The organism is Thalassovita autumnalis, from assembly GCF_001458255.1.
GTDB classification, from domain to species: domain Bacteria; phylum Pseudomonadota; class Alphaproteobacteria; order Rhodobacterales; family Rhodobacteraceae; genus Thalassobius; species Thalassobius autumnalis.
This window is the reverse complement of record NZ_CYSB01000026.1, coordinates 45,880-69,053: the sequence shown is the minus strand read 5'-3', so window position 1 is coordinate 69,053 and position 23,174 is coordinate 45,880. Positions and strand designations below refer to the sequence as shown.

Sequence of the window (23,174 nt, the reverse complement as noted above, 5' to 3'; positions counted from 1 at the left end):
AAATCGAACAGAGGAATTTTGAGATGCGTCCTTCCGGAAGAGAACTCAACGAAATGCGCCCGGTTTCCATTGAAACCAATGTGACCAAACACGCCGAAGGCTCCTGCATGATCCGCATGGGTGACACCCATGTGCTGTGCACCGCCACCCTTGAGGATCGTGTGCCGCCCTTCATCAAAGGGTCAGGCCTGGGCTGGGTGACAGCAGAATACGGCATGCTGCCGCGTTCGACCACCTCGCGCATGCGTCGTGAGGCCGCGATGGGCAAGCAGGGCGGGCGCACCGTTGAAATCCAGCGCCTGATCGGCCGTTCCCTGCGGGCTGGCGTGGATCGCTCCGCTCTGGGCGAACGTCAGATCACCGTGGACTGTGACGTTATTCAGGCCGATGGCGGCACCCGCTGCGCCTCGATCACCGGTGGCTGGGTTGCGCTGAAACTGGCGGTTCAGAAACTGATGAAAACCGGACAGGTCGTCTCTGACCCGCTGATTTCGCCAGTTGCAGCCGTGTCCTGCGGTATCTACGCCGGCCAGCCGGTTCTGGATCTGGACTACCCCGAAGACTCTGAGGCCGGCGTTGATGGTAACTTCATCATGCTGGGCAACGGTCAGATGATCGAAACCCAGATGTCCGCCGAAGGCGCCACCTATTCCCGTGACCAGATGAACCAGCTGCTGGATCTGGCTGAAAAAGGCGTAGCCGAGCTGGTCGCCGCCCAGATGGCTGCGGTCAATGCGTAAGTTTGCGGGAGAAAAGATCCTTGTCGCCACCCACAACGCGGGCAAGCTGCAAGAGATCACTGAAATCCTGGCCCCCCACGGCGTGTCCGTGGTGGGTGCCGCCGAAATGAATCTGCCGGAACCGGAAGAGACCGAGGACACATTCGTCGGCAATGCCCGGATCAAGGCCCATGCCGCCGCGCAGGCGACCGGCCTCCCTGCCCTCAGCGATGACAGCGGGATCACCATCGACGCGCTAGACGGCGCGCCGGGTGTTTACACGGCGGATTGGGCCGAAACAGGCTCTGGTCGGGACTTCATGATCGCGATGACCCGCGCCAATGATGAAATCACCGCCAAAGGCCCTGATGCACCGCGTTCGGCCCAGTTCCGCTGCACCCTGGTGCTGGCTTGGCCCGACGGTCATGACGAAGTGTTCGAAGGGGTGATGCCCGGCAATCTGGTCTGGCCAATTCGTGGCGAACACGGCTTTGGTTATGATCCGATGTTCATGCCGGATGGCTATGACATCACCTGCGCCGAGATGGAGAAGGAAGAAAAGAACCGCATCAGCCACCGTGGCCGCGCTGTTCAGGCCTTCCTGAAAGGCTGTTTTGGCTGATTTCGTCACAGAGGATTGGCGACAAGGGGGCTTCGGCCTTTACCTGCATTGGCCGTTCTGCGCGGCCAAATGCCCCTACTGCGATTTCAATTCGCATGTTTCCCGCGAAATAGACCAGAAACGCTGGCTTAGGGCCTATCTGTCCGAACTGGACCGCTACGCCGCGGAGCTGCCGGAACGGGTTTTGACCTCAGTCTTCTTTGGCGGCGGCACCCCATCGCTGATGGATCCCGAAGTGGTGCATGGCGTGCTGGACCGCATCCGCCAGCTCTGGCCGCAGGCAAACGACCTGGAGGTCACGCTGGAGGCCAACCCTGGATCGGTTGAGGCCGGCCGCTTTCATGACTACGCGCAGGCCGGTGTCTCGCGCGTTTCGATGGGGATTCAGGCCCTGAATGACCGCGATCTGAAACGGCTGGGCCGCATTCACAGCGTAGAAGAAGCCCGCGCCGCCTTCGACATTGCCCGCAATCAGTTTGAACGGGTCAGCTTCGATCTGATCTACGCCCGTCTGGACCAAACGCTGGAGGACTGGCGCGCGGAGCTGAAAGAGGCGCTGAGCATGGCGATTGATCACCTGTCGCTCTATCAGCTGACCATTGAACAGGGCACGGCCTTTGGTGACCGCTATGATCGCGGATTGCTGCGTGGCCTACCCGAAGATGACACCTCAGCAGATATGTATGCCGCCACACAAGAGATCTGCGGCGCCGCCGGGATGGAGGCTTATGAGGTCTCAAACCACGCCAAACCCGGCGCCGAAAGCCGCCATAACCTGATCTACTGGCGCTACGGTGATTTCATCGGCATTGGCCCCGGTGCCCATGGCCGTATCACAGTGGATGGGCAGCGCATGGCCACCGATGCGGAACGCACACCTGGCAAATGGCTGCATGCGGTCGAAGCTCTGGCCCCGCTGGAAACACGCCACCCGATAGACCCACTAGATCAAGCGGGTGAATACCTGATGATGGGGCTTCGGGTCAGCGATGGCCTAGACAAAAGCCGTTACGAAAACATGGCGGGTCAGCCCTTGAACGCGGACAAACTGCGCTATCTGACAGAGATCGGAATGATCCGCGAAACGAGGCATTCTGTCCAAGTGACAGAGGAGGGCCGGATGGTCCTCAATGCGATCATCAAAGAACTGCTGGTGGACTAAGATGCGCTTTATCTGGGCCGCATTTGGGCTGATCGCCCTGGCACTTGGAGCAATCGGCGTTTTCCTACCGCTGCTGCCCACAGTGCCCTTCATGCTTTTGGCCGCATTTTGTTTCGCCCGCTCCAGTGAGCGGCTACACAATTGGCTCCTCAGCCACCCGACCTTTGGCCCCTCCATCCAGGAATGGCAGGAACGCGGCGCCATCAATCCCCGCGCCAAACGCTACGCAACAATTTCTGTTGTGGTGGTGTTTTCCATCTCGCTGATCGCGCAACTGCCCTGGCATGTTCTGGCGATCCAAGCGGTGACGCTTAGCTGCGTCATGCTGTTCATCTGGACCCGCCCGGACCACTGAGCTCGCAATGGCCCGGAGGGGATTGTTTCACGTGAAACAGGTCAGCTGACCACAGACAGCTTGCGGCACAGCTCATCCAAACCGTCGAAATCCTCATAGGAAATGACCAGCTTGCCGCTTTCGCCGCCGGCGTCATGATCGATCGAGACCTTCATGCGCAACGCTGCGGACAGGTCCGCCTCCAACGCGCGGGTGTCGGCGTCTTTCTCAACCGATTTACGCGCGGGCTTCGGCCGGGGCTGATCCATCTCGGACAGTTCGGTAACGGTTTTCTTGGCCAGTCTTTCGGTTTCACGCACCGAAAGGCCTGAGCTGATTACCTTCTTCGCCAGCGAAACCGCGTCGTCAGATGTAATCAACGCCCGGGCATGGCCCGCACTCAGCTTGCCATCGCGCAGAAACTCCTGCACCTCATCAGGCAACTGCAGCAGGCGCACCAGGTTCGCGATGTACGAACGGCTCTTGCCCAGCACCTCGGACAGCTTTTCCTGCGTGTGGCCAAACTTGTCCATCAGCGCCTTGTAACCCGCGGCCTCTTCCACCGGGTTCAGGTCAGCACGCTGGATGTTTTCGATGATCGCAACTTCCAGCACTTCGGTGTCATCGAAGTCACGCACAACAACGGGGATCGTGTGCTGCATCGCGATCTGCGCGGCACGCCAACGGCGTTCCCCCGCTACGATCTCATAGGCACCGGCATCGCCGGGACGGGCCCGCACGACCAGCGGCTGGATGATGCCCTTTTCCTTGATCGAGGCAGCCAGTTCATCCAGCTGTTCCTTGGTAAAGGTCCGGCGCGGCTGATCCGGGTTTGGATGGACCTTTTCAATCGGCACCATCATATCGGGGCGGCGCGTGGCCTCCCCCTGCCCTTCAGCAGCAGCGGCTGGCGGTGTCACATCTGCCATCAATGCGGACAACCCGCGGCCCAATCCCCGGGATTTAGGACGATCGCTCATGGTGCCTCCTCTTATATTTTTGCTTATTGAGCGGCGATTTTAACGTTTTTACCCAGCAGCTCCTTAGCCAACTGCAGGTAAGACTGCGCGCCTTTTGACTGCGGGTCATATTCCAGAACCGGAACCGCGTAAGATGGCGCTTCGGAAACGCGGACATTCCGCGGAATCACGGTTTCAAACACCAGTTCCCCCAGATTATCGCGCGCATCTGCCTCCACCTGTTGCGACAGGTTGTTGCGGGCATCATACATGGTCAGCACGATCCCCTCGATCCGCAAATCTGGATTGGCCGTGCTACGCACCTCACGGATGGTCAGCATCAACTGTGACAGGCCTTCCAGTGCGAAGAATTCTGACTGCAGCGGCACAAGCACAGAATGAGAGGCAACCATCGCATTGACCGTCAGCAGGTTCAGCGACGGCGGGCAATCGATCAGGATGTAGTCATATTCAAACGTGTCCATCGCATGCTGACGCAGCGCATCATGCAGCAGGAACACCCGCTTTTCATTTGAAATCAGCTCAATATCGGCCGAGCTCAGATCCACAGTGGCCGGAATGATGCTCAAACCTTCGGTGCCAGTGGCCTGAATAACATTCGTCAGCTCCACATCGTCCAACAGCAACTCATAGGTCGTGTATTCACGTGCGTCATTTTCCACGCCAAGCCCGGTGGACGCGTTGCCCTGCGGGTCCAGATCCACCACCAAAACCTTCATCCCCTGCGCGGCCAAAGCGGCGCCGAGGTTGATCGTGGTCGTGGTTTTCCCCACCCCGCCCTTCTGGTTGGCAACGGAGATGATCTTGGGCCCCGGCAAACGCGTGGGATCAGACATGAGCAACTTCCCTGATTCTGAAAATGACGGCCTCAGCTTCTGTCTTACTTGTAAAACGCTCATGGTCGAATCGCCACGATTGCTGTGCGTCCGTCAGTTCTTTTTCCCAGGTGGCACCTTTTGGAAACAGCGCCATGCCGTCCTTGCGCATATGTTGATCAGCAAAGCCAAGCAGCGCCGTCAAATCCGCCAAGGCCCGCGCTGACAAAACGTCAGCCTGTAAAGGATCCAAGGCCTCAATCCGCGAATCCAACACTTTGGCCTGCAGAGCAAGTTCGCGGATCACCGTGCGCAGGAAGGTCGCTTTACGGGTATCGCTTTCGACCAGCGTCACCCGCATGTCCGGCCGCAACTCTTTCCCCAGCACCGCGACCACAAGTCCGGGAAACCCACCGCCGCTGCCCAGATCCACCCAATGTTGAGTATTCTCCGGTGAATATTGGAAAATCTGCGCAGAATCGACGAAGTGCCGGTCCCACAATTGGCTCAAAGTGGAGCGGGCCACCAGGTTGATCCGCGGATTCCACTTTTCCAACAGCGCAACATACGCGTCCAGCTGATCCAATGTTTCACGTGAAACATCCAGTCCAATGTCCCTCACGCGCGTTTCTCCCGCTTGGCTTGCCGAAGTTTCGCAAGCAACAACGTCAATGCCGCAGGGGTCATGCCGTCAACTCTCGCCGCCTGGGATAGGTTTGCCGGGCGTGCTGCGTTCAGCTTAAGCTTCAGCTCATTCGACAGCCCATCAATCACATCATAAGAGAAATCATCGGGAATGACCTGCTGTTCATCCCGTTTCACCGCCTCAACATCACGCTGTTGCCGCTGAATATAGTTGGCGTAAAGCGCATCTTTTTCCAACTGGGATTGGGTGTTTGGATCGATCTCCGCCAGTGTGGCATCCAACTCTATCAGCTTGGCAAAGTCGACATCTGGGAAGGCCAGAACCTGAAACAGGCTGCGGCGCGCGCCATCCTGGTTGATTTTGAACCCGTGTTCCGCCAATTGCCGCGGTGTGAACGAAGCCTCTTCCAACCGTTTCCGCCCCGCCTCCAGACGGGCCATCTTATCCTCAAACGCAGCTTGCCGCGCAGATGAGGCAAAGCCGTGCTCAATCGCCTTCGGCGTCAACCGCTGATCCGCGTTATCTGCCCGCAAGGACAGCCGGAATTCGGCGCGGGAGGTGAACATCCGATAGGGTTCCGTCACGCCGCGTGTTGTAAGATCGTCGATCATCACGCCGATGTAGCTGTCAGACCTGCTGAAACTAACGGGATCTTTACCCAACGCGCGCGCTGCGGCGTTCAAACCGGCAACAAGCCCTTGCGCCGCGGCCTCTTCATAACCCGTTGTGCCGTTGATTTGGCCCGCCAGGAACAGGCCGGGCACGGTTTTCACGCTCAGATGTGCATCCAACGTGCGCGGATCCACGTAGTCATATTCAATCGCATAGCCTGGCTGCAGGATCACAGCTTCCTCCAACCCGTAGATGGAGCGGACGTAGTCCAGCTGCACCTCTTCAGGCAATGAGGTCGAAATCCCGTTTGGGTAAACCGTGTGATCGTCAGCGCCCTCAGGTTCCAGGAACACCTGATGCGAGGTTTTATCGGCAAAACGCACGATCTTATCCTCGATCGAGGGGCAATAGCGCGGCCCTACCCCATCGATATGCCCGCCGTACATGGCGGATCGATCCAGATTGTCGCGGATGATCTGGTGCGTGCGTTCGTTGGTATGGGTGATCCCGCAGGAAATCTGCGGCGCCGTCACCTTATCAGACATGAAGGAAAACAGCACCGGTTCATCATCGCCTGGCTGACTGTCCAGCAGATCCCATTTAATCGTGCGGCCGTCCAGACGCGGCGGCGTGCCGGTTTTCAAACGCCCTAGAGGCAGATCAAAGCTGTCGATCCGCTCCGCCAGTTTGACCGAGGGTTTATCCCCCATTCGGCCGCCGGGCTTTTGAACATCACCGATATGGATCACGCCACGCAGGAAGGTGCCGGTGGTCAGGACAACCTGCTTGGCCTGCAGCTCACGCCCATCTGCCAGAACAACGCCAGATACGGTGTTCCCCTGCATGATGAAATCGGTGGCTTCGCCTTCAACGATCTCCAACCCCTGTTGGGCTTCCATCTCAGTCAACATGGTTTCGCGGTAGATCTTGCGGTCAGATTGCGCGCGCGGACCTTGCACAGCGGGGCCTTTGCGACGGTTGAGCAGGCGAAACTGAATGCCAGCAGCATCTGCAACACGGCCCATCACGCCATCCAAAGCATCCACTTCGCGCACCAGATGCCCTTTACCCAGGCCACCGATGGCCGGGTTGCAGGACATCACGCCGATGCCTTCCCGTTTCAGCGTGACCAAAGCAGTACGCGCGCCCATCCGCGCGGCGGCGCTGGCCGCGTCACAACCGGCATGGCCGGCACCGATCACAATCACATCGAAGTCGAATTGTTTCACGTGAAACACTCCTCACTTCCCAAGACAGAAGCTGGCGAAGATCTCATCCAGCAGGTTTTCAACGTCAATACGCCCAACCAGAGCGTCCAGCGCCCGAATGCCAGTGCGCATTTCTTCCGCGGCAAGTTCGGTCATATCCTCCCCCATCGCGGCAAACATTTTGGCTGCAGTCAGCGCCTCAACCGCGCGTTCCATCGCGATACGATGACGTTCGCGAGTGGCGATACCGATGTTTGCGGTACGCTGAGACAGTTTTTCAGACAGCAAATCTATCAGATTCGCCACACCGTCACCACTGACACCGGAAACCGCCCCGGATTTGTCATCTAAGAGATCGGCCTTGGCTTTCAAGACGATATCATCTGCCTCAGGCGTGAAATCGGGGCGTTGATCGCCCTCCACCAGGAAAACCCGCAGATCTGCAAGCCCTGCCCGTTCACGGGCACGCTGAATGCCAATCTCTTCGATCTTGTCCTGGGTTTGGCGCAAACCAGCGGTATCCAGCAGGGTCACAGGCAGCCCTGCGATATCCATTCGGACCTCAATCACATCCCGGGTTGTGCCCGCAAATTCCGAAGTGATCGCCGCATCACGACCAGCTAACGCATTGAGAAGTGTAGATTTTCCGACATTTGGCGCGCCAACGATTGCCACCTCAAACCCAGAACGCACACGCTCCGCCGCGGAGACACCTGCGATCTCAGCACTCAGGGAAGCCATGACCCGATCAAGCAGTTCCGTCACCTCGGGGGAGACATCAACCGGCACATCTTCGTCAGCGAAATCGATAGTTGCTTCGATCAAGGCGGCGGCGCGGATCAGGTCCTTGCGCCATCCCTCGGCCTTACTGCCCAGATCACCAGAAAGCACCCGCAGCGCCTGACGACGTTGCGCTTCGGTTTCGGCTTCGATCAGATCAGCAAGCCCTTCGACCTGGGCCAGATCCAAACGACCGTTTTCCAAGGCGCGGCGGGTAAATTCACCCGGTTCCGCCTGGCGCAGACCGTCGATTGTGCCTAGTTCGCGCAAAACGGCGCCGACAACGGCGACGGAGCCGTGTATTTGCAGTTCCACCACCTGTTCACCGGTGAAACTGGCGCGGTCTTCAAACGTCAGAATCAGAGCCTCATCCAGCCGAACTCCGCCAGAATCGCGCAACAGACGAAGCCCTGCACGACGCGGATCAGGCAGCCGCCCGGCCAGACGTTCGCCAGCTGCAAACGCCTGCGGACCAGAGATCCGGATCACCGCCACCCCGGCCTTGCCGTGGGCGGTGGCAAGGGCGAAGATCGTGTCCATCATGGGCCCCCGACAGCGTTAGCCGTTCATTGAATCGAAGAACTCGCCGTTCGTCTTGGTCTGTTTCAGCTTGGAGATCAGGAACTCGATCGCATCCGTGGTGCCCATCGGGTTCAGGATGCGACGCAGAACAAAGGTTTTCTGCAGGTTCTTCGCATCGACCAGCAGGTCCTCTTTACGGGTGCCGGATTTGAGGATGTCCATCGCCGGGAAGACGCGTTTGTCTGCAACCTTGCGATCCAGCACGATTTCCGAGTTACCGGTGCCCTTGAATTCTTCAAAGATCACCTCATCCATACGCGACCCGGTGTCGATCAGCGCGGTCGCGATGATGGTCAGCGAACCACCCTCTTCAACGTTACGGGCAGCACCGAAGAAACGTTTCGGGCGTTGCAGCGCGTTAGCGTCCACACCGCCGGTCAGAACCTTACCCGAGGACGGCACAACAGTGTTGAAAGCACGGCCCAGACGGGTGATCGAGTCCAGGAGGATCACAACGTCACGTTTGTGTTCGACCAGACGTTTGGCTTTTTCCATCACCATTTCCGATACCGCAACGTGGCGGGTCGCAGGTTCGTCAAAGGTTGAGGAAATCACCTCTCCTTTCACAGAACGCTGCATGTCGGTCACCTCTTCCGGGCGTTCATCGATCAGAAGCACGATCAGATAACACTCGGGGTGATTTTTCTCGATGCTGTGGGCGATGTTTTGCAGCAGAACCGTCTTACCGGTCCGCGGCGGGGCCACGATCAGCGAACGCTGGCCTTTCCCGATCGGCGCGACCAGGTCGATGATCCGAGCGGACCGGTCTTTAATAGTGGGATCTTCGATTTCCATCTGCAGACGCTCATCCGGGTAGAGCGGCGTCAGGTTATCAAAGGCAATCTTGTGACGGGCTTTGGCCGGCTCTTCGAAGTTGATGGTCTCAACCTCGGTCAGCGCAAAATAACGTTCGTTTTCTTCCGGCGCTTTGATCACGCCAGACACAGTGTCACCGGTCCGCAGCGAGAATTTGCGGATCATTTCAGGTGAGACGTAGATGTCATCGGGACCTGGCAGATAGTTCGCTTCGGGTGAGCGCAGGAAACCAAAGCCGTCTTGCAGAACCTCCAAAACGCCATCACCGCCGATGATCCAGCCTTCATCCGCCATTTCACGGAGAATCTGGAACATCATCTCGCCTTTACGCATGGTCGAGGCGTTTTCGATCTCCAGCTCTTCAGCCTGGGAGACGAGGTCTTTGGGGCTTTTGGCTTTGAGATCCGAAAGGTTCAGACGCTGTTCAGTCATAGAAAAATCCTGCGTCAACGCCATCTGGCGCTGCACTCACTGAGATGATGTGGAAGTCACTGCCTCGGACGAGGCGTTGAACCCTTCTTAGGGGCGTCGAGATTTTGAGTCAATTCTCAGAAATGCTGTCGGCGGTCATGAGCACGATCTGAGAATGCGCCTGAGAGCCCTCTTAAAGAAATTTAAGAAAAAGATTTTTTTGATTTTGATAATAGGCAGGTGATTTTCTGTGGATTAGCGACTTATCCCAAGGGCTTTTCACGTGATTTTCTCATTGTTGAAAACTGTCTGGAAAACCGAATCCTGCAGGGTGCTTAGAGCCCCGATTCTGAACTTATTTCTCAATAGCTTAGCGGTCCGGTTTGGCTGTTTATAGCTCTGTTGGAAAACTTTGGAGTCCGGCGGGAGATCCCCGGATTCCCACAGTTTCGCGGTTATCATTGCCCCAAGGGGAGAAGGAATGGGGATTCGCCTTGAAGTTGGGTGAGTTTCTCACAGCTTGAAAAAGTTCACGGAACCATCCAAACCTCTCCACAGGGGAATTCGTATGGTTTCCCACTGGGTTATCCACACGTTCGGATGAGCGAAAAAAATGGAAAAAAAACTGATACTCGCGTCGGGATCCGAAATTCGGCGCCAGCTGATGGAAAATGCCGGGATTCCAGTGCGAATCATCAAGCCGCGAATCGATGAAGAGATGGTGAAGGCCTCTCTGCTGGCCGAAAATGCGCCGCCACGGGACGTTGCGGATACGTTGGCCGAGATGAAAGCCTTGAAAATAAGCGAAAAAAATCCTGATTCGCTCGTTATTGGCTGTGATCAGGTTTTGGACCTGGGTGGGCAGCTACTGTCCAAACCTGCGAGTGTTGAAGAGGCCCGTAGCCAGTTGCAGCAGATGCGCGGGGAGCGTCATATGCTGTTATCAGCAGCAGTTATATGTGAGGGCGGCAAGCCGATCTGGCGTCACATCGGTCAGGTGCGGCTTCGGATGCGGGCGTTTTCGGATGATTTCCTGGATGGCTATCTGGATCGCAACTGGCCGGAGATTTCGCATTGTGTCGGCGGTTACCAGCTGGAAGGTGAAGGTGTGCGCCTGTTCTCACGTGTAGACGGCGACTATTTCACTGTTCTAGGTTTGCCTTTGATGGAAATGCTCAACTACCTGACCCTGCGAGGAGATTTGCAACAATGAGCGGGCCCAAAATTCCTTTGGCTGGGGTGATCGGTTCCCCCATAGCGCATTCGAAGTCCCCCCTGTTGCATGGCACCTGGCTGCGCAAGATGGGGCTGCCGGGTCACTACGTTCCGATGGATGTTGCGCCGGAGGATTTTGAACAGGTCCTGCGGACGCTGCCCAAGGCGGGATTTGTCGGGGTCAACGTCACCGTCCCACATAAAGAGGCCGCCATTCGGCTGGCAGATGTGGTGACGGATCGTGCCACGCTTATCGGTGCTGCAAACACGCTGATCTTCCTGGAGGATGGCCGGATCCATGCCGACAATACGGATGGCTATGGCTTCATTGAAAACCTGCGTCAGAACGCGCCGGATTGGGATGCCAATGCCGGACCTGCGGCGGTTCTGGGGGCCGGCGGTGCGGCGCGGGCGGTCCTGGCCTCCCTGCTGGATGCCGGTGTACCTGAGATTTTCCTTAGCAACAGAACACGTGTGCGGGCGGAGGCGCTGCAATCTGATTTTGGTACTAAAATCAAGGTGGTAGACTGGGTTCAGGCCGGCAATATGTTGGAGGATTCTGCCACCGTTGTGAACACCACTAGCCTGGGCATGGTGGGGCAACAGGAACTGCGGGTGCCGCTGGATGGGTTGCAGAAGGGCGCCCTGGTCACTGACCTTGTATACAACCCACTGCAGACCCGGCTGCTGCGCGAAGCCGAAGAAATGGGCTGCGTGACCGTTGATGGATTGGGGATGCTCATCCATCAGGCCGTGCCGGGATTTGAGCGTTGGTTTGGTCAGCGTCCGGTGGTGGATGCTGATATCCGTGCGGTGCTTCTGAGATGACGTTCAAACTGGGGCTGACCGGGTCCATCGGGATGGGGAAATCCACCACGGCGAAGCTTTTCGCCGCTGAGGGCTGCGCGATCTGGGATGCGGATGCCGCCGTACATCGGATCTATAGCGCAGGCGGCGCCGCAGTGGCCGCTATGGCAGATGCCTTCCCCGAGGCGATCATTGACGGCGCTGTGTCACGTGAGGTGCTGAAACAGCTGATTTCAGCCGACGCCAGCGTGCTGAAACGGATTGAGGCGATTGTCCATCCCTTGGTCGGTGCAGATCGTGCGGAATTTATCGCTGCGGCGGAGGCTGACATTCTGGTCTTTGACATCCCACTTCTGTTTGAAACCGGCGGTGATCAGGCGATGGATGCCACCGCTACAGTTTACGTCGATGCCGACACTCAGAAACAGCGGGTGATGGCGCGGGGCACCATGACCGAAGCACAGTTTGAAGCGATCCGCGCCAAACAGATGCCTATTGCCGAAAAACGCGCGCGCGCTGATTATGAGATTGAGACAGATACGCTGGACCATGCCCGCGAACAGGTGCATGAGGTGCTGCGCGATATTCGGGCCCGTATGGGGGCTGAAAAGGGGGCTTAAGCGATGCGTCAGATTGTTCTCGATACCGAAACCACGGGATTTGAGGCTGAGGGCAGCGATAGGATCGTTGAAATCGGGTGTCTTGAGCTGCTCAACCACATGCCGACCGGCAAAACCTATCACGTTTATTGCAACCCTGAACGCATGATGCCGAATGAGGCTTTTGGTGTGCATGGGATCGGCCCGGATCTGTTGGAACCGCCACAAGATCCCCAACCCGGGCAGGTGACACTGCGCGATAAACCGCCGTTCAAAGAGGTGGCGCAGGGGTTTCTGGATTTTGTGCAGGATTCCCAGATGGTGATCCATAACGCCAAGTTCGACATGCGCTTTCTGAATGCAGAGCTGCGGCGCAACGGCTTCCGCACCCTGCCGATGGATCAGTCGCTGGATACGCTGGCTATGGCGCGCAAGAAATTCCCCGGCTCCCCAGCGACGCTGGATGCGCTCTGCCGTCGTTATGGCATCGACAACTCCAACCGGGTGCTGCACGGCGCGTTGCTCGACTCGGAAATTCTGGCTGACGTCTATCTGGAAATGATCGGTGGCCGGCAACCGGATTTCGCCCTGTCGAGCGTTGCAACATCCGGCGGCGGTGATGGGGCCTCAGGCGATGATTGGCGCCCGTTCCCGCGGCCAGCACCCCTGCCCCCGCGCATCACTGAGGCCGAGAAAGAGGCACATGGCGAATTTGTCGCCAAGATGGGCGATGATGCGCTTTGGACCAAGCTTGGCCAATAAGCGCCAACAAAAAAGGCCCGGCAGGTGATCTGCCAGGCCTTTGAATTTTAACCAGAAACCGATGCTTAGTTCGCAGGGGCTTCGGCCTGTGCGCGGCGCGCCAGCTCATTACGGTAGAGCTGCATGAAGTCGATGTTTTCCAGGTTCAGCGGCGGGAAGCCACCGTCGCGGGTCACGTCGGACACGATGCGGCGCAGGAAGGGGAACAGCAGGCGCGGGCATTCGATCAGCAGGAACGGATGCAGCTGGTCCTCGGGGACGTTTTCAATGTGGAACAGACCAACGTAGTCCAGTTCCAGAATGAACAGTTTGTCACCGCCGGATTTGTTATCCGAGGTCACCTGCAGCTTGATCGCCACTTCGTACTGATGCTCGGCCGAGCGTTTCTTGGCATCCAGGTTCACCTGAACATTGACGTCCGGCTGAACCTCACCCTGGGCGCCCTTTTGGGCCAGGATGTTTTCAAAGGACATGTCGCGGATGAACTGGTTCAGGATGTTCATCTTGATCGCGGGGGCCTGCGGCTGTGCAGCACCGTTGTCAGCCATTTTCTTCTCCCAAAATAGACTTTCCGACCTTCCTTAACAGGAAGGCCTATGCGCCTCAATGCTTGGTCCAGACCGAGGGCTGATGGGTGGCGCGTTTGTTGGGATCTACCTCGGTAAACTCACCATCAATGACGTCTTCGGCGGCAGATGAGGCATCATGATGCGGTGCAGCGTGCCCCATACCTTGGCTGCTTCCGCCCATCGAGAAGGTCTGAACCTTCACCCGGGATTTGGCATAGCGAAAGACCGCCGACCGGATCGCCGGCACCAAGAGGGCGAAGCCCAATGCATCGGTGAAAAAGCCGGGGGTCAGCAGCAGTACGCCGGAAATCAGCACCATGGCACCATGGGCCAGCGGTTCGGTGGGATCGTTCAGTTCAGAAAAGGATCTCTGCAGGTTTCCGATCGCCAGACGTCCCTGTTGGCGCACCATGTAGGTGCCCAAAATCGCCGTCAGAACCACGATCAGCAGCGTCAGAGGTGTACCGATTGCACCGCCAACCTGAATGAACAGAGCAATTTCAATGATCGGAACACCGATAAACGCAAAGAGAAGCCACATATTTTGACCCTTTCTGGTAAGTTGCCGCAGTGGACTTGGCCGCCTGCCTCACCTACATAAGGTTCCTAACAGGGTGTTTAAACGCCCATGCGTCGAAAGGGATAGAATGGACTCCACGATGTTGCAAACTCTGGTACTGGTTGGGATCGCAATCTTTCTGGTTTTGCGGTTGAGAAATGTGTTGGGCACGCGCGAGGGGTTTGAGAAACCGGTCACCCGCGAGGCGCCGAACAATGCGCGCCGTCAGAACCAATTTGAGGTGATCGAAGGCGGCCCTGACCGCGACATCACGGACCATGTTGCCGAAGACAGCGATGCCGCCAAAGCGCTGGCTGCGATGAAGCGCATTGAACCCGGTTTTGGTGTGGCGGATTTCATCGGCGGCGCCCGGTCGGCTTATGAATGGATCCTGATGGGCTTTGAGCGGGGCGATCTGGCTGAGCTGAAGCCGTTCCTCGGCTCCGACGTCTACGAAAGCTTTGCTGAAGTGATCGAAAGCCGCAACGCCCAGGGCCTGTCTGTTGAGGCTGAGTTCATTGGCGTGCGCGAAGTGCAGCTGCTGGATGCCGAAATCTCGGTCAATAACCTGGCAGAAATTACCGTCCGCTTCGTGGGTGAGATGACCTCGGTCGTGCGCGACAATGCAGGTGACATCATCGAGGGTAAAAAGGATGAGATCAAACGTCAGAAAGATGTTTGGACCTTTGCCCGCCAGATGGGCAGCGATAACCCCAACTGGCAGCTGGTGGCCACAGGCGAATGATCGCAAGACTGGCGGCGGCGTCCCTGGCGGGGTTGCTTACCGCAACCTCAGCCCAGGCTGACCTGTCTTATAAGGTCCTGAGTTTTCAGGACCTTGAAGGCTGGGAAAAGGACGACCACGCCAGCGCTTTGCAGGTGTTTTTGAACACCTGCATGGATATGGATCAGGTGGACTATTCCGCGCTCTGTGCTGTGGCGGAAACCATCGAAAACCCCCGCGCCTTTTTTGAATTGTTTTTCCGACCCGTTCTGATCGAAGAGGCGGGCAAAGAGGCGCTGTTCACCGGCTATTTTGAGCCTGAGCTGGACGGATCCCTGACCCCCACAGCGCGGTACCGGTTTCCGGTCTATGCCAAACCCCGCGAAGCCAAGGGGCAATGGCTGACCCGTGAACAGATTGAAACCGGCGAAACCATGAAGGGCCGCGGGTTGGAAATTGCCTGGGTTGATGACCCGGTGGAGCTGTTTTTCCTGCAAATCCAAGGGTCTGGTCGTATCCGCCTGCCGTCAGGCGCGCATCTGCGGGTGGGCTATGGCGGCAACAATGGACACAAGTACCGCTCCATCGGGCAGGAGTTGATCCGCCGCGGGATCTACAAATCACATCAGGTGTCTGCCCAGGTGATCCAGAACTGGGTGCGCCGCAATCCTATCGATGGCACGGCGCTGCTGCGTCACAATCCCTCTTATGTGTTCTTCCGCAAAGTGACCCGCGTCAGCCCGGAAAAGGGGCCGCTGGGGGCGATGAACCGGTCGATCACCGCGCTGCGCTCGGTCGCGGTTGATCCGAAATACACCCCTCTGGGCGCGCCTGTCTGGGTGGAAAAGGATGGCGAAGGCCCGATGCGCCGTCTGATGATCGCGCAGGACACTGGATCCGCGATCAAAGGTGCGCAACGGGCCGATATCTTCTTTGGCACCGGGGATACCGCGGGCAAGGCGGCAGGCCGTCTGCGTGATCCCGGCCGTATGTATGTGCTGATGCCTATTCAGCGCGCCTATGCCTCGGTTCTGGAGGAGGAGCAATGAGCCGCCGCCGCCTGAACGATGAAGAGGTTGCGCTGTGGAAGAAGGTGGCGGAAACCGCCGAGCGTTTGCACCCGGAACGCCCCCGCGCGGAGCTACCAAAGCCCAAACCCAAACCGATGAAGAAGCCCAAGGCGCATCACAGCCCGGCTGATCTGGAGATGTTTCAGGTTGGCTCCAAGGCAGGTGGCACAGGCGCGGGGCACAGTCTGGCCCCTTCGATCAGCGAAGGGCTGCGCCGCGATCCGGTGCAGATGGATGCCAAACAATACGGCAAGATGAAGCGCGGCAAACTGGTGCCTGAGGGGCGGATCGACCTGCATGGTATGACCATGGACAAGGCACATCCTGCGCTGATCGGTTTTGTGCAGCGGGCCCATGCCCAGGGCAAACGTCTGGTGCTGGTGATCACCGGCAAAGGCAAACACCGCGATGAGGGTGGGCCGATCCCGGTGCGCTATGGCGTGTTGAAACACAATGTGCCGCAATGGCTGAAAATGGCGCCGCTGAACCACATCGTGATGCAGGTGCAAGAGGCCCATATTAGTCACGGCGGCAGTGGCGCCTATTACGTCTACCTGCGCCGCAGCCGCTGATCACTGGGTCAACAACAGCGGTGACAGGATCACCTGCGTTGCCCGTTGGGCGGTGATGACTGTGCCCGGCAGCAGACCAGACCGCGCCGCACGATCTTCGTCAAAGGCGGATTGCAACTCGCTGCCGGCGCCCAGGATCTTGATCAAAGCAGGTGAGGTGCCAACGGTGAAATGCTGTGGTCCCAGCCCTTCGGCAAATTCACTGACATCGATCAGGGTCAGCGGAAATTCTGACAGCTCCTCCGCACTCTCAAGGCCGCCCAGACGTGGGCGATAGCCATTGATCATGGCGCTTAGCTGCAACGCGCGGTCTTTGTTTGAGACAAAGATAACAAAGGGTTGCGGCAGTTCGGCAAAGCGCCGGGCCTGTGCCTGAAACAGATCCACATCCAGATCCGGCGAAATCAGCACAACGCCGCCAAGGGTGCGGTCGGCCCAGCCGGGGCTTTTGATTTCTATCTGGCGCAGGGTCTCCATCACCAGCATGGTGCCCAGCGAATGGCCAATCAGAATGATCCTGCGGGGATTGGCATCGGCGGCGGCGCGCAGCGTTTCCTCCAACCCGTCACGGGAATAAAGCACGCTGTCGCGGTCATAGGTGTAGCCCAGCGAATTGGCGGCTGAGGGCCAGCTGAAATGCAGCATGGCGCCGGTGATATCAAAATCATGCGCCATCTGCGCTGCGCGAAACACGCCATCGGCAAAACTGTTGTTGTAGCCATGCACGTAGATCACCAGATCCTGCTGACTGCGCGGCAGATCTTTCATCTGGTTCTGAATGGCCTGGCTGAAGGCGTGGCGGCTGTCGTAATCCTGCCGGTCCGTGATGGTGAAATACTTCGCAGGATCGACATTTGCGTGCCGGTGCAGCCGCAGCTGACCTGTGTCACGTTCCGGCGGAATGGCGACATCAACATCAAGGAAGCTGAGAGTTTCTGCGCGGTCGCCAGTGAACCAGTCGGTCCCCATGCTGTCCCGAAGGGAAGCGACCAAAATGGTTTGTTCATCGCCGCCCGCTAAGGGACCATCTGAGACAGGCACCGCCAGTCGATCGGCACAGGCGGTCAGGAGGATAAAAAATGAGATCAGAAAAAGACGCAAAGCAATGCTCCGGGTGCCATCAAGACATCCCAGAGCTAGTGCGTTTCGACTGCGTTGACTAGAGGACGTAGCGGCTGACGTCGGCGGATTTTGTCAATTCGCCCAGATTTTCCTGCACGAAGGCTTCATCCACGGTGACAGATTGGCCGGACCGGTCTGGCGCGGTGAAGCTTAGCTCTTCAAAAACACGCTCCATCACGGTGTAAAGACGCCGCGCTCCGATATTTTCAACGCTTTGGTTCACGTCAGCGGCGATCTTGGCCAGCGCTGCGATCCCCTCTTCGGTAAAGGTGACCTCCACCTCTTCGGTGCCCATCAGTGCGGTGTACTGACGGGTCAGCGCGTTGTCGGTTTCGGTCAGGATGCGCACGAAATCCTCTTCGGTCAGCGCCCGCAGCTCCACCCGAATGGGCAGACGGCCCTGTAGTTCCGGCAACAGGTCCGAAGGCTTGGCGATGTGGAAGGCGCCCGAGGCGATGAACAGGATGTGGTCGGTTTTCACCGGCCCGTGTTTGGTGCTGACGGTGGTGCCCTCGATCAGGGGCAGCAGGTCGCGCTGCACACCTTCACGGCTGACATCGCCACCGCGGGCCTCCTGCCGGGCGCAGACTTTGTCGATTTCGTCCAGAAACACGATGCCGTTCTGTTCCACCGCATCGAGGGCGGTTTTGGTGACGGTCTCATCATCCAGCAGCTTATCCGCCTCTTCACCAATCAGGATCTCATAGCTTTCGGCAACGGTCATCTTGCGCCGGGTGGTGCGGCCGCCCATGGCTTTGCCGAAGATATCGCCAAGGTTCATCATGCCCATCTGGTTGCCCGGCTGGCCCGGAATGTCGAACATCGACATTGGGTTTGAGGTGTCCGCTAGATCCAGTTCGATCATGGTGGTGTCCAATTCACCCGCGATCAGCTTGCGGCGGAACATGTCACGGGTGCCTTCGCGGGCATCTTCGCCAGCAATGGCGGTGATCACACGATCCTCAGCCGCCTGACGCGCCTTGGCTTTTACGTCTTCGCGCATCAATTCGCGGGTCATGGCGATTGAGGCATCCACCAAATCGCGTACAATCTGTTCCACGTCGCGGCCAACGTAGCCCACTTCGGTGAACTTGGTCGCCTCAACCTTGATAAAGGGGGCCCGGGCCAGTTTGGCCAGACGGCGGGAGATTTCAGTTTTACCGACGCCGGTGGGGCCGATCATCAGGATGTTCTTCGGATAGACCTCATCGCGCAGATCATCCGACAGCTGCTTGCGCCGCCAACGGTTGCGCAGCGCCACGGCCACGGCCCGCTTGGCGTCATTTTGGCCAATGATAAAGCGGTCCAGCTCGGATACGATTTCACGCGGTGTCAGATCGGTCATGTGTCTCATGCTTTCTTGTTGTCACCGGGGAACCTAAGCACGGTGGCCGAAAACGCAAGGTGATCGGCAAGCGTGTGCTCATGCCGGGGGGGCTGTCACAAAGGGTCACACCCCATAACGGGCCGTCACAGCGCGGTGAGCATGGCTATCTTCGCCGCATCGCGCCTGTTCTCATGAGGGGGAGCTTACATGAGAGGAGAGCGAAAATGATGAACCGCCGCCAGTTTTTTGCCGCCACCGCCGCCACCGCCGCCGTCAGCACCCTTGCCCGCTCCGCATCCGCTGCGATGATCGGGGAAAAGGGTACGTTTGAGGGCCGGTCAAACCATGTGACCAGCGGATCCGTGCAAATTGTTGAGATTGAAGACAAATATGTGGTCGAGCTGGGCGATGACTTCTCGCTAGATGGCGGTCCTGACCCGCGTGTGGGTTTTGGCACAGATGGCACCTATGACCCTGACAGCCACCTTGGCGCGCTGCTGCGTCTGAAGGGCAAACAGTATTATGCGGTGCCCAAGACCAAAGGGATCTCGCAATACAATGAGGTTTACATCTGGTGTGAGGTTGCCAGCGTCCCGCTGGGTGTGGCGAAACTGAAATAATCGCAGAAATCACCTGTAACAAAGGGGCAGCATCGCGCTGCCCTTTTTTGTGTTCGAAATGTCGGTTTAATGGGACGGGGGTAGCCGGTGCAGCGGCAGGATCGCCTCCAACGGGGCCAGAAGTGCGGCGCGGATCCGCGCCCAGAAGGCCCCCAGAACCACCAGGAAGATGCCCAGCAACAAGATGGTCATCGCCGCCCCTTCGCCATCAAAGACGGTGCCTGCCAGCGTGACGGTGTAGCCAATCGCGGCGATCAGGAATGACCGGCGGTCGATGATAATGGCCACCAGCGCAAAGCCCACCAGCCAGATCATCAGGATCGTATAGGCCGAGGCGCTTTCGCTGTTCAGCAGTGACAGGGCAATGGTGTTCACCAATGCAGGGGCCGCCACCACATGCAGCCAGAACCCCTGAGCTGACCGGCGGGTCACACGGTGTGGGTCCGACATGTCAAAAATCATCGCAACGGCGAAGACCGCCACCCCAACCGCCAGGGTGATAAAGGCGAAAGGCCCATCCGCAGACAGCAGGAACAGATCGCTGATGTCTTCCGGCGTGCCTGCGCGATTTGCCCCCATCATCAACGCCAGGGCAAAGACGCCGACGGCGATCAATGCCATCGCAAACGGCACCCGGAAGCGCAGCCAGTAGAGCGCCACAGCGGCGGTGGTCAGCGCCAATGGCAGCGGGAGCGACGATAGATCCTCCTGCGCGACCATAAAGGGCTGGGCAAAATAGGCGGTGATGCCGGACCCGGCGTTGGCGGCCCAAAACACGGAAAGGGCAATGGCGGGTGCCACCATCCGGCGGCGGCGAATGAAATATTCCGACAGCGCCCATAGGATCACCGCCCCAACGGCGGCGGTTGAGGCAACTTTCAGCTGAACATTGGTGATCTCACCCAAAGCTGAAAGCGAATTCACTGCGATCCAGCCACCGGCAAGGATCATCAATCCGATGACGATGAAGATCTCATTGAAGCCTTTGAACAGCTCAAACGGTTCATCCCCCGGCGCCAGGTTTTCTCGCGCCCCCCTGCGGCTGTCTGCCAGGGCCGCCAATGAAGCAGCCTGTGCCTCACTCAGCAGGCCAGATCCTACGGCGGCGCGAATATCGTCGCGGTCAATCATGGTGAATATCCTGTTCGCAATGAAAATAAAAAAGGCCAGCAAGCGCCGGCCTGTCACGGGGCTTAGCCCTTGATGGTTTCGACCGTCAGCCGGCCGTTGGTATAAACGCAGATATCAGCGGCAATCGCCATGGCGTCGCGGGCCACCTGTTCAGCGCTGCGGTCGCTGTCCATCATGCCGCGCGCCGCTGCCAGGGCAAAGTTGCCGCCGGACCCGATCGCGGTGACGTCATGTTCCGGCTCCAGCACATCGCCGGCACCGGTGATCACGAACATGTCGCGCCCGTCGGTGACGATCAGCATGGCCTCAAGGTTTTTCAGGTACTTATCGGTGCGCCAGTCTTTGGCCAGCTCAACGCTTGCGCGGGCCAGCTGACCGGGCGTGGCCTCTAGTTTGGCCTCAAGCCGTTCCAGCAGGGTGAAGGCATCCGCGGTGGATCCTGCAAAGCCGCAGATCACGTCATGACCGCCGGGGCTGAGGCGGCGCACCTTGCGGGCGGAGCCTTTGATCACGGTCTGGCCCAGCGAGACCTGCCCATCACCGGCAATCACCACTTCGCCCCCTTTGCGCACCCCGATGATTGTGGTGCCGTGCCAGCCGGGGAAGGTTCCCGATGTGTTGTCGTCTGCCATGTCTGCCTCCTATCGTCTGCGCCTATATGGAAGCTGCGCCGCATCAACACAAGAGGTGCGCGTCAGCCTTGCCCTGCGCGGACGCAACCCGTAGCTTCGCCACATGATGGTTGAAAAACACGTTGATTTCTATTTGGAACCGGGGCTCAGATCCTCTGCGGAGGCGGGCAAACATAACTTCATCAACAAGGTGATCACGGTTCTGGAAAAGGGTGGGTTTTCGACCGCCATCCACGGCAATACACTGTCAGACCGCAGCCAGAGTGAGACACGTAACAGCTATGCGATGTTTCATATGGATCAGCCGCTGAACGCACGCGGCCTGACCATGCGCCGGGTCTATCACTACCCGTTCTGGCAGATTGAGCCGACCACGGAACGCTGGGACTGGCGGGTCGCCAAAGCCCGCTTCAAACCCGAGAAGATTGACGGCGGCGAAGCACAGAAATTCTACAATTTCTGGCGCAAACGCCTGTTTGGGGATGCGGTGCAGGATATAGGCCGGGATGGGTTTGTTTACGTGCCGCTGCAGGGCCGTCTGGCAGAACGCCGGTCCTTTCAAACCTGTTCCCCCATCGAAATGTTGGTGGCCACGTTGCAACGTGATCCCGGCCGCCGGGTGGTTGCGACGCTGCACCCCAATGAGATTGTGACAGGCGCTGAGCGCGCCAAGCTGCAGACATTGGCCAAACGTTTTCCCCGGCTCAGCCTGCGTGAGGCCCCGATGGAGGAGATGCTGGCGCGCTGTGACTATGTGGTGACGCAGAACTCCTCAGTGGCGTTCAACGGCTATTTCTTCGGCAAACCTTGCGTGTTGTTCGCACGGGTCGATTTCCACCACATTGCCGGGGATGTGTTCCGCAACGGACGCGATGCCGCTTTTGATGCGGTGCAGGCTGAGGCACCGGAGTATGCGCGCTACATCTGGTGGTTCTGGCAGGAAATGTCGATCAACGCGGGCCGCGAGGAGGCGGAGAATAAGATCCGTCAGGCGATCCGCCGCGGTGGCTGGCCGATCTAGGGTCAGGACCCATTAATCTTGCACCGCTGGCGCGTGAACGGCAAAAAAGCAGGGGTTTTGATCGCGAAGGGACTGGCAGGGTCAATCCCAAGCGGTCAAGGCCGCTGCTTTGCAGCGGTTCGCGCGTCCGGAGGATTTGACAGATTTCCCCCCTGCTTGCGTCACAGGTCCTTGAAATAGAACCACTAATCCTGCGCCCCTGTTCCTTGTCAGAGAAAAAATCTTTCAAACCAGCGGCGCAGGATTAATGGGTCCTGACCCTAAGGCCGATCGGCGGGGCGCTGCCCCATCGCGCTGTCGCGCTCCCCCCGGGAGTATTTGAGGAACATTGAAAGGCAAAACCCCCAGCCATCGGGCCGGGGGTCTGTGGTGTTTTCGATGTCCCAAATGTGCGGGCCTAGATCGACTCGTTGATCCAGCTCTGCAGCGCGGCCTTGGGTGCGGCGCCGGCACGGTTTGAGATCACCTGACCGTCTTTGAAGATGAACAGCGCCGGGATGCCACGCACGCCCATGGCGGCAGCGGCCTGCGGGTTGCTGTCAACGTCAACTTTGACGATTTTCACTTTGCCTTCCATCTCAGCCGACAGCTCTTCCAGGGCCGGGCCGATCTGTTTACAGGGGCCGCACCATTCCGCCCAGAAGTCCACAACAACGGGGACATCGGACTGTTTGACTTCGGCATCAAAGGTGGCATCGGTGGCAGCGACGGTGGCCATGAGTTCTCTCCTAAAGACTGAGTTCGAAGGCGAACCTAG

The 23,174-nt window shown here is 58.4% G+C and carries 26 protein-coding genes; 13 read left to right on the top strand and 13 right to left on the bottom strand.

Annotated features, from left to right (window positions below; genetic code table 11):
* Positions 1 to 23 precede the first annotated feature (23 nt).
* The 4 genes from rph to TL5118_RS08425 are packed head-to-tail and all read left to right on the top strand — an operon-like array spanning position 24 to position 2,858.
* The gene (gene rph, locus TL5118_RS08440; RefSeq protein ID WP_058243796.1) at positions 24 to 740 is read left to right on the top strand and encodes a ribonuclease PH; all 717 of its coding nucleotides are present in this window, start codon (positions 24 to 26) and stop codon (positions 738 to 740) included.
* Positions 733 to 1,341, top strand: coding sequence for an RdgB/HAM1 family non-canonical purine NTP pyrophosphatase (gene rdgB, locus TL5118_RS08435; protein ID WP_058243795.1), 609 nt, complete (start codon positions 733 to 735; stop codon positions 1,339 to 1,341). Before rph ends, rdgB begins: the two co-directional genes overlap by 8 nt.
* Positions 1,334 to 2,503 (top strand): radical SAM family heme chaperone HemW, encoded by a 1,170-nt coding sequence (hemW, locus tag TL5118_RS08430; protein ID WP_058243794.1) that lies wholly within the window; start codon positions 1,334 to 1,336, stop codon positions 2,501 to 2,503. The genes rdgB and hemW overlap by 8 nt, the downstream gene beginning before the upstream one ends.
* Before the next feature lies 1 nt (position 2,504).
* Positions 2,505 to 2,858, top strand: coding sequence for a YbaN family protein (locus TL5118_RS08425; RefSeq protein ID WP_058243793.1), 354 nt, complete (start codon positions 2,505 to 2,507; stop codon positions 2,856 to 2,858).
* 41 nt (positions 2,859 to 2,899) lie between these two features.
* On the opposite strand, the gene TL5118_RS08420 is transcribed toward TL5118_RS08425, so the two are convergent.
* From TL5118_RS08420 to rho, 6 genes are read right to left on the bottom strand one after another with little or no spacing between them, the layout of a single operon-like run.
* Positions 2,900 to 3,817, bottom strand: coding sequence for a ParB/RepB/Spo0J family partition protein (locus tag TL5118_RS08420; RefSeq protein ID WP_058243792.1), 918 nt, complete (start codon positions 3,815 to 3,817; stop codon positions 2,900 to 2,902).
* Positions 3,818 to 3,840: 23 nt separating this feature from the next.
* Positions 3,841 to 4,653: a ParA family protein gene (locus TL5118_RS08415; protein WP_058243791.1), complete on the bottom strand. Its 813-nt coding sequence runs from the start codon at positions 4,651 to 4,653 to the stop codon at positions 3,841 to 3,843.
* Positions 4,646 to 5,254: a 16S rRNA (guanine(527)-N(7))-methyltransferase RsmG gene (rsmG, locus tag TL5118_RS08410; RefSeq protein ID WP_058243790.1), complete on the bottom strand. Its 609-nt coding sequence runs from the start codon at positions 5,252 to 5,254 to the stop codon at positions 4,646 to 4,648. Before rsmG ends, TL5118_RS08415 begins: the two co-directional genes overlap by 8 nt.
* Complete coding sequence (gene mnmG / locus TL5118_RS08405) at positions 5,251 to 7,128, bottom strand: tRNA uridine-5-carboxymethylaminomethyl(34) synthesis enzyme MnmG (RefSeq protein ID WP_082626305.1); 1,878 nt, start codon at positions 7,126 to 7,128, stop codon at positions 5,251 to 5,253. Before mnmG ends, rsmG begins: the two co-directional genes overlap by 4 nt.
* A 3-nt stretch (positions 7,129 to 7,131) precedes the next feature.
* On the bottom strand, positions 7,132 to 8,418 hold the full coding sequence (mnmE, locus tag TL5118_RS08400) for a tRNA uridine-5-carboxymethylaminomethyl(34) synthesis GTPase MnmE (RefSeq protein ID WP_058243832.1): 1,287 nt from the start codon (positions 8,416 to 8,418) through the stop codon (positions 7,132 to 7,134).
* An 18-nt stretch (positions 8,419 to 8,436) separates the two neighbouring features.
* On the bottom strand, positions 8,437 to 9,708 hold the full coding sequence (gene rho / locus TL5118_RS08395; protein ID WP_058243788.1) for a transcription termination factor Rho: 1,272 nt from the start codon (positions 9,706 to 9,708) through the stop codon (positions 8,437 to 8,439).
* 592 nt (positions 9,709 to 10,300) lie between these two features.
* Here rho and TL5118_RS08385 point away from each other — a divergent pair.
* From TL5118_RS08385 to dnaQ, 4 genes are read left to right on the top strand one after another with little or no spacing between them, the layout of a single operon-like run.
* Positions 10,301 to 10,900 (top strand): Maf family protein, encoded by a 600-nt coding sequence (locus tag TL5118_RS08385; protein ID WP_058243786.1) that lies wholly within the window; start codon positions 10,301 to 10,303, stop codon positions 10,898 to 10,900.
* Entirely contained in the window at positions 10,897 to 11,730 is an 834-nt protein-coding gene (locus TL5118_RS08380) for a shikimate dehydrogenase (protein WP_058243785.1), read from the top strand. Before TL5118_RS08385 ends, TL5118_RS08380 begins: the two co-directional genes overlap by 4 nt.
* Positions 11,727 to 12,329, top strand: coding sequence for a dephospho-CoA kinase (gene coaE, locus TL5118_RS08375; protein ID WP_058243784.1), 603 nt, complete (start codon positions 11,727 to 11,729; stop codon positions 12,327 to 12,329). Before TL5118_RS08380 ends, coaE begins: the two co-directional genes overlap by 4 nt.
* 3 nt (positions 12,330 to 12,332) lie before the next feature.
* Positions 12,333 to 13,070, top strand: a complete 738-nt coding sequence (gene dnaQ, locus TL5118_RS08370; RefSeq protein ID WP_058243783.1) for a DNA polymerase III subunit epsilon — start codon at positions 12,333 to 12,335, stop codon at positions 13,068 to 13,070.
* A gap of 65 nt (positions 13,071 to 13,135) precedes the next feature.
* Here dnaQ and secB read toward each other — a convergent pair whose 3' ends face one another.
* Together secB and TL5118_RS08360 are read right to left on the bottom strand one after the other, a co-directional pair.
* A complete protein-coding gene (gene secB / locus TL5118_RS08365) occupies positions 13,136 to 13,618 on the bottom strand; it encodes a protein-export chaperone SecB (RefSeq protein WP_058243782.1) in 483 nt (160 codons plus the stop codon).
* Between the two features lie 55 nt (positions 13,619 to 13,673).
* Positions 13,674 to 14,180 carry an FxsA family protein gene (locus TL5118_RS08360; RefSeq protein WP_058243781.1) on the bottom strand — a complete coding sequence of 169 codons (507 nt, stop codon included), beginning with the start codon at positions 14,178 to 14,180 and terminating at the stop codon, positions 13,674 to 13,676.
* A gap of 106 nt (positions 14,181 to 14,286) precedes the next feature.
* Here TL5118_RS08360 and TL5118_RS08355 point away from each other — a divergent pair, with 106 nt between their 5' ends.
* The 3 genes from TL5118_RS08355 to TL5118_RS08345 are packed head-to-tail and all read left to right on the top strand — an operon-like array spanning position 14,287 to position 16,564.
* The gene (locus tag TL5118_RS08355; protein WP_058243780.1) at positions 14,287 to 14,943 is read left to right on the top strand and encodes a Tim44/TimA family putative adaptor protein; all 657 of its coding nucleotides are present in this window, start codon (positions 14,287 to 14,289) and stop codon (positions 14,941 to 14,943) included.
* Positions 14,940 to 15,971: a murein transglycosylase A gene (gene mltA / locus TL5118_RS08350; protein WP_058243779.1), complete on the top strand. Its 1,032-nt coding sequence runs from the start codon at positions 14,940 to 14,942 to the stop codon at positions 15,969 to 15,971. The genes TL5118_RS08355 and mltA overlap by 4 nt, the downstream gene beginning before the upstream one ends.
* Positions 15,968 to 16,564 (top strand): Smr/MutS family protein, encoded by a 597-nt coding sequence (locus tag TL5118_RS08345; RefSeq protein WP_058243778.1) that lies wholly within the window; start codon positions 15,968 to 15,970, stop codon positions 16,562 to 16,564. Before mltA ends, TL5118_RS08345 begins: the two co-directional genes overlap by 4 nt.
* Here the strand turns inward: TL5118_RS08345 and TL5118_RS08340 are convergent, their stop codons facing one another.
* Both TL5118_RS08340 and hslU read right to left on the bottom strand, forming a co-directional pair.
* Entirely contained in the window at positions 16,565 to 17,665 is a 1,101-nt protein-coding gene (locus TL5118_RS08340; protein ID WP_058243777.1) for an alpha/beta hydrolase, read from the bottom strand. It abuts the gene before it with no gap.
* A gap of 58 nt (positions 17,666 to 17,723) precedes the next feature.
* Complete coding sequence (hslU, locus tag TL5118_RS08335; protein ID WP_058243776.1) at positions 17,724 to 19,031, bottom strand: ATP-dependent protease ATPase subunit HslU; 1,308 nt, start codon at positions 19,029 to 19,031, stop codon at positions 17,724 to 17,726.
* Positions 19,032 to 19,237: 206 nt separating this feature from the next.
* Between hslU and TL5118_RS08330 the strand changes: the two genes are divergently transcribed.
* Entirely contained in the window at positions 19,238 to 19,633 is a 396-nt protein-coding gene (locus tag TL5118_RS08330; protein ID WP_058243775.1) for a DM13 domain-containing protein, read from the top strand.
* 66 nt (positions 19,634 to 19,699) lie between these two features.
* Here TL5118_RS08330 and TL5118_RS08325 read toward each other — a convergent pair whose 3' ends face one another.
* Together TL5118_RS08325 and hslV are read right to left on the bottom strand one after the other, a co-directional pair.
* Positions 19,700 to 20,764, bottom strand: a complete 1,065-nt coding sequence (locus TL5118_RS08325; protein WP_058243774.1) for a hypothetical protein — start codon at positions 20,762 to 20,764, stop codon at positions 19,700 to 19,702.
* 62 nt (positions 20,765 to 20,826) lie between these two features.
* A complete protein-coding gene (hslV, locus tag TL5118_RS08320) occupies positions 20,827 to 21,396 on the bottom strand; it encodes an ATP-dependent protease subunit HslV (RefSeq protein WP_058243773.1) in 570 nt (189 codons plus the stop codon).
* Positions 21,397 to 21,499: 103 nt separating this feature from the next.
* Between hslV and TL5118_RS08315 the strand changes: the two genes are divergently transcribed.
* On the top strand, positions 21,500 to 22,417 hold the full coding sequence (locus tag TL5118_RS08315) for a UDP-N-acetyl glucosamine 2-epimerase (RefSeq protein ID WP_058243772.1): 918 nt from the start codon (positions 21,500 to 21,502) through the stop codon (positions 22,415 to 22,417).
* Between the two features lie 397 nt (positions 22,418 to 22,814).
* Here TL5118_RS08315 and trxA read toward each other — a convergent pair whose 3' ends face one another.
* Positions 22,815 to 23,135 carry a thioredoxin gene (gene trxA, locus TL5118_RS08310; protein WP_058243771.1) on the bottom strand — a complete coding sequence of 107 codons (321 nt, stop codon included), beginning with the start codon at positions 23,133 to 23,135 and terminating at the stop codon, positions 22,815 to 22,817.
* Positions 23,136 to 23,174 lie beyond the last annotated feature (39 nt).

Coding starts and splice junctions, on each gene's coding strand:
- rph (WP_058243796.1), top strand. CDS start 24: ATGCGTCCTTCCGGAAGAGAACTCAACGAAATGCGCCCGGTTTCCATT.
- rdgB (WP_058243795.1), top strand. CDS start 733: ATGCGTAAGTTTGCGGGAGAAAAGATCCTTGTCGCCACCCACAACGCG.
- TL5118_RS08425 (WP_058243793.1), top strand. CDS start 2,505: ATGCGCTTTATCTGGGCCGCATTTGGGCTGATCGCCCTGGCACTTGGA.
- TL5118_RS08420 (WP_058243792.1), bottom strand. CDS start 3,817: ATGAGCGATCGTCCTAAATCCCGGGGATTGGGCCGCGGGTTGTCCGCA.
- TL5118_RS08415 (WP_058243791.1), bottom strand. CDS start 4,653: ATGTCTGATCCCACGCGTTTGCCGGGGCCCAAGATCATCTCCGTTGCC.
- mnmE (WP_058243832.1), bottom strand. CDS start 8,418: ATGGACACGATCTTCGCCCTTGCCACCGCCCACGGCAAGGCCGGGGTG.
- rho (WP_058243788.1), bottom strand. CDS start 9,708: ATGACTGAACAGCGTCTGAACCTTTCGGATCTCAAAGCCAAAAGCCCC.
- TL5118_RS08385 (WP_058243786.1), top strand. CDS start 10,301: ATGGAAAAAAAACTGATACTCGCGTCGGGATCCGAAATTCGGCGCCAG.
- TL5118_RS08380 (WP_058243785.1), top strand. CDS start 10,897: ATGAGCGGGCCCAAAATTCCTTTGGCTGGGGTGATCGGTTCCCCCATA.
- coaE (WP_058243784.1), top strand. CDS start 11,727: ATGACGTTCAAACTGGGGCTGACCGGGTCCATCGGGATGGGGAAATCC.
- dnaQ (WP_058243783.1), top strand. CDS start 12,333: ATGCGTCAGATTGTTCTCGATACCGAAACCACGGGATTTGAGGCTGAG.
- secB (WP_058243782.1), bottom strand. CDS start 13,618: ATGGCTGACAACGGTGCTGCACAGCCGCAGGCCCCCGCGATCAAGATG.
- TL5118_RS08360 (WP_058243781.1), bottom strand. CDS start 14,180: ATGTGGCTTCTCTTTGCGTTTATCGGTGTTCCGATCATTGAAATTGCT.
- TL5118_RS08355 (WP_058243780.1), top strand. CDS start 14,287: ATGGACTCCACGATGTTGCAAACTCTGGTACTGGTTGGGATCGCAATC.
- mltA (WP_058243779.1), top strand. CDS start 14,940: ATGATCGCAAGACTGGCGGCGGCGTCCCTGGCGGGGTTGCTTACCGCA.
- TL5118_RS08345 (WP_058243778.1), top strand. CDS start 15,968: ATGAGCCGCCGCCGCCTGAACGATGAAGAGGTTGCGCTGTGGAAGAAG.
- hslU (WP_058243776.1), bottom strand. CDS start 19,031: ATGACCGATCTGACACCGCGTGAAATCGTATCCGAGCTGGACCGCTTT.
- TL5118_RS08330 (WP_058243775.1), top strand. CDS start 19,238: ATGATGAACCGCCGCCAGTTTTTTGCCGCCACCGCCGCCACCGCCGCC.
- TL5118_RS08325 (WP_058243774.1), bottom strand. CDS start 20,764: ATGATTGACCGCGACGATATTCGCGCCGCCGTAGGATCTGGCCTGCTG.
- hslV (WP_058243773.1), bottom strand. CDS start 21,396: ATGGCAGACGACAACACATCGGGAACCTTCCCCGGCTGGCACGGCACC.
- TL5118_RS08315 (WP_058243772.1), top strand. CDS start 21,500: ATGATGGTTGAAAAACACGTTGATTTCTATTTGGAACCGGGGCTCAGA.
- trxA (WP_058243771.1), bottom strand. CDS start 23,135: ATGGCCACCGTCGCTGCCACCGATGCCACCTTTGATGCCGAAGTCAAA.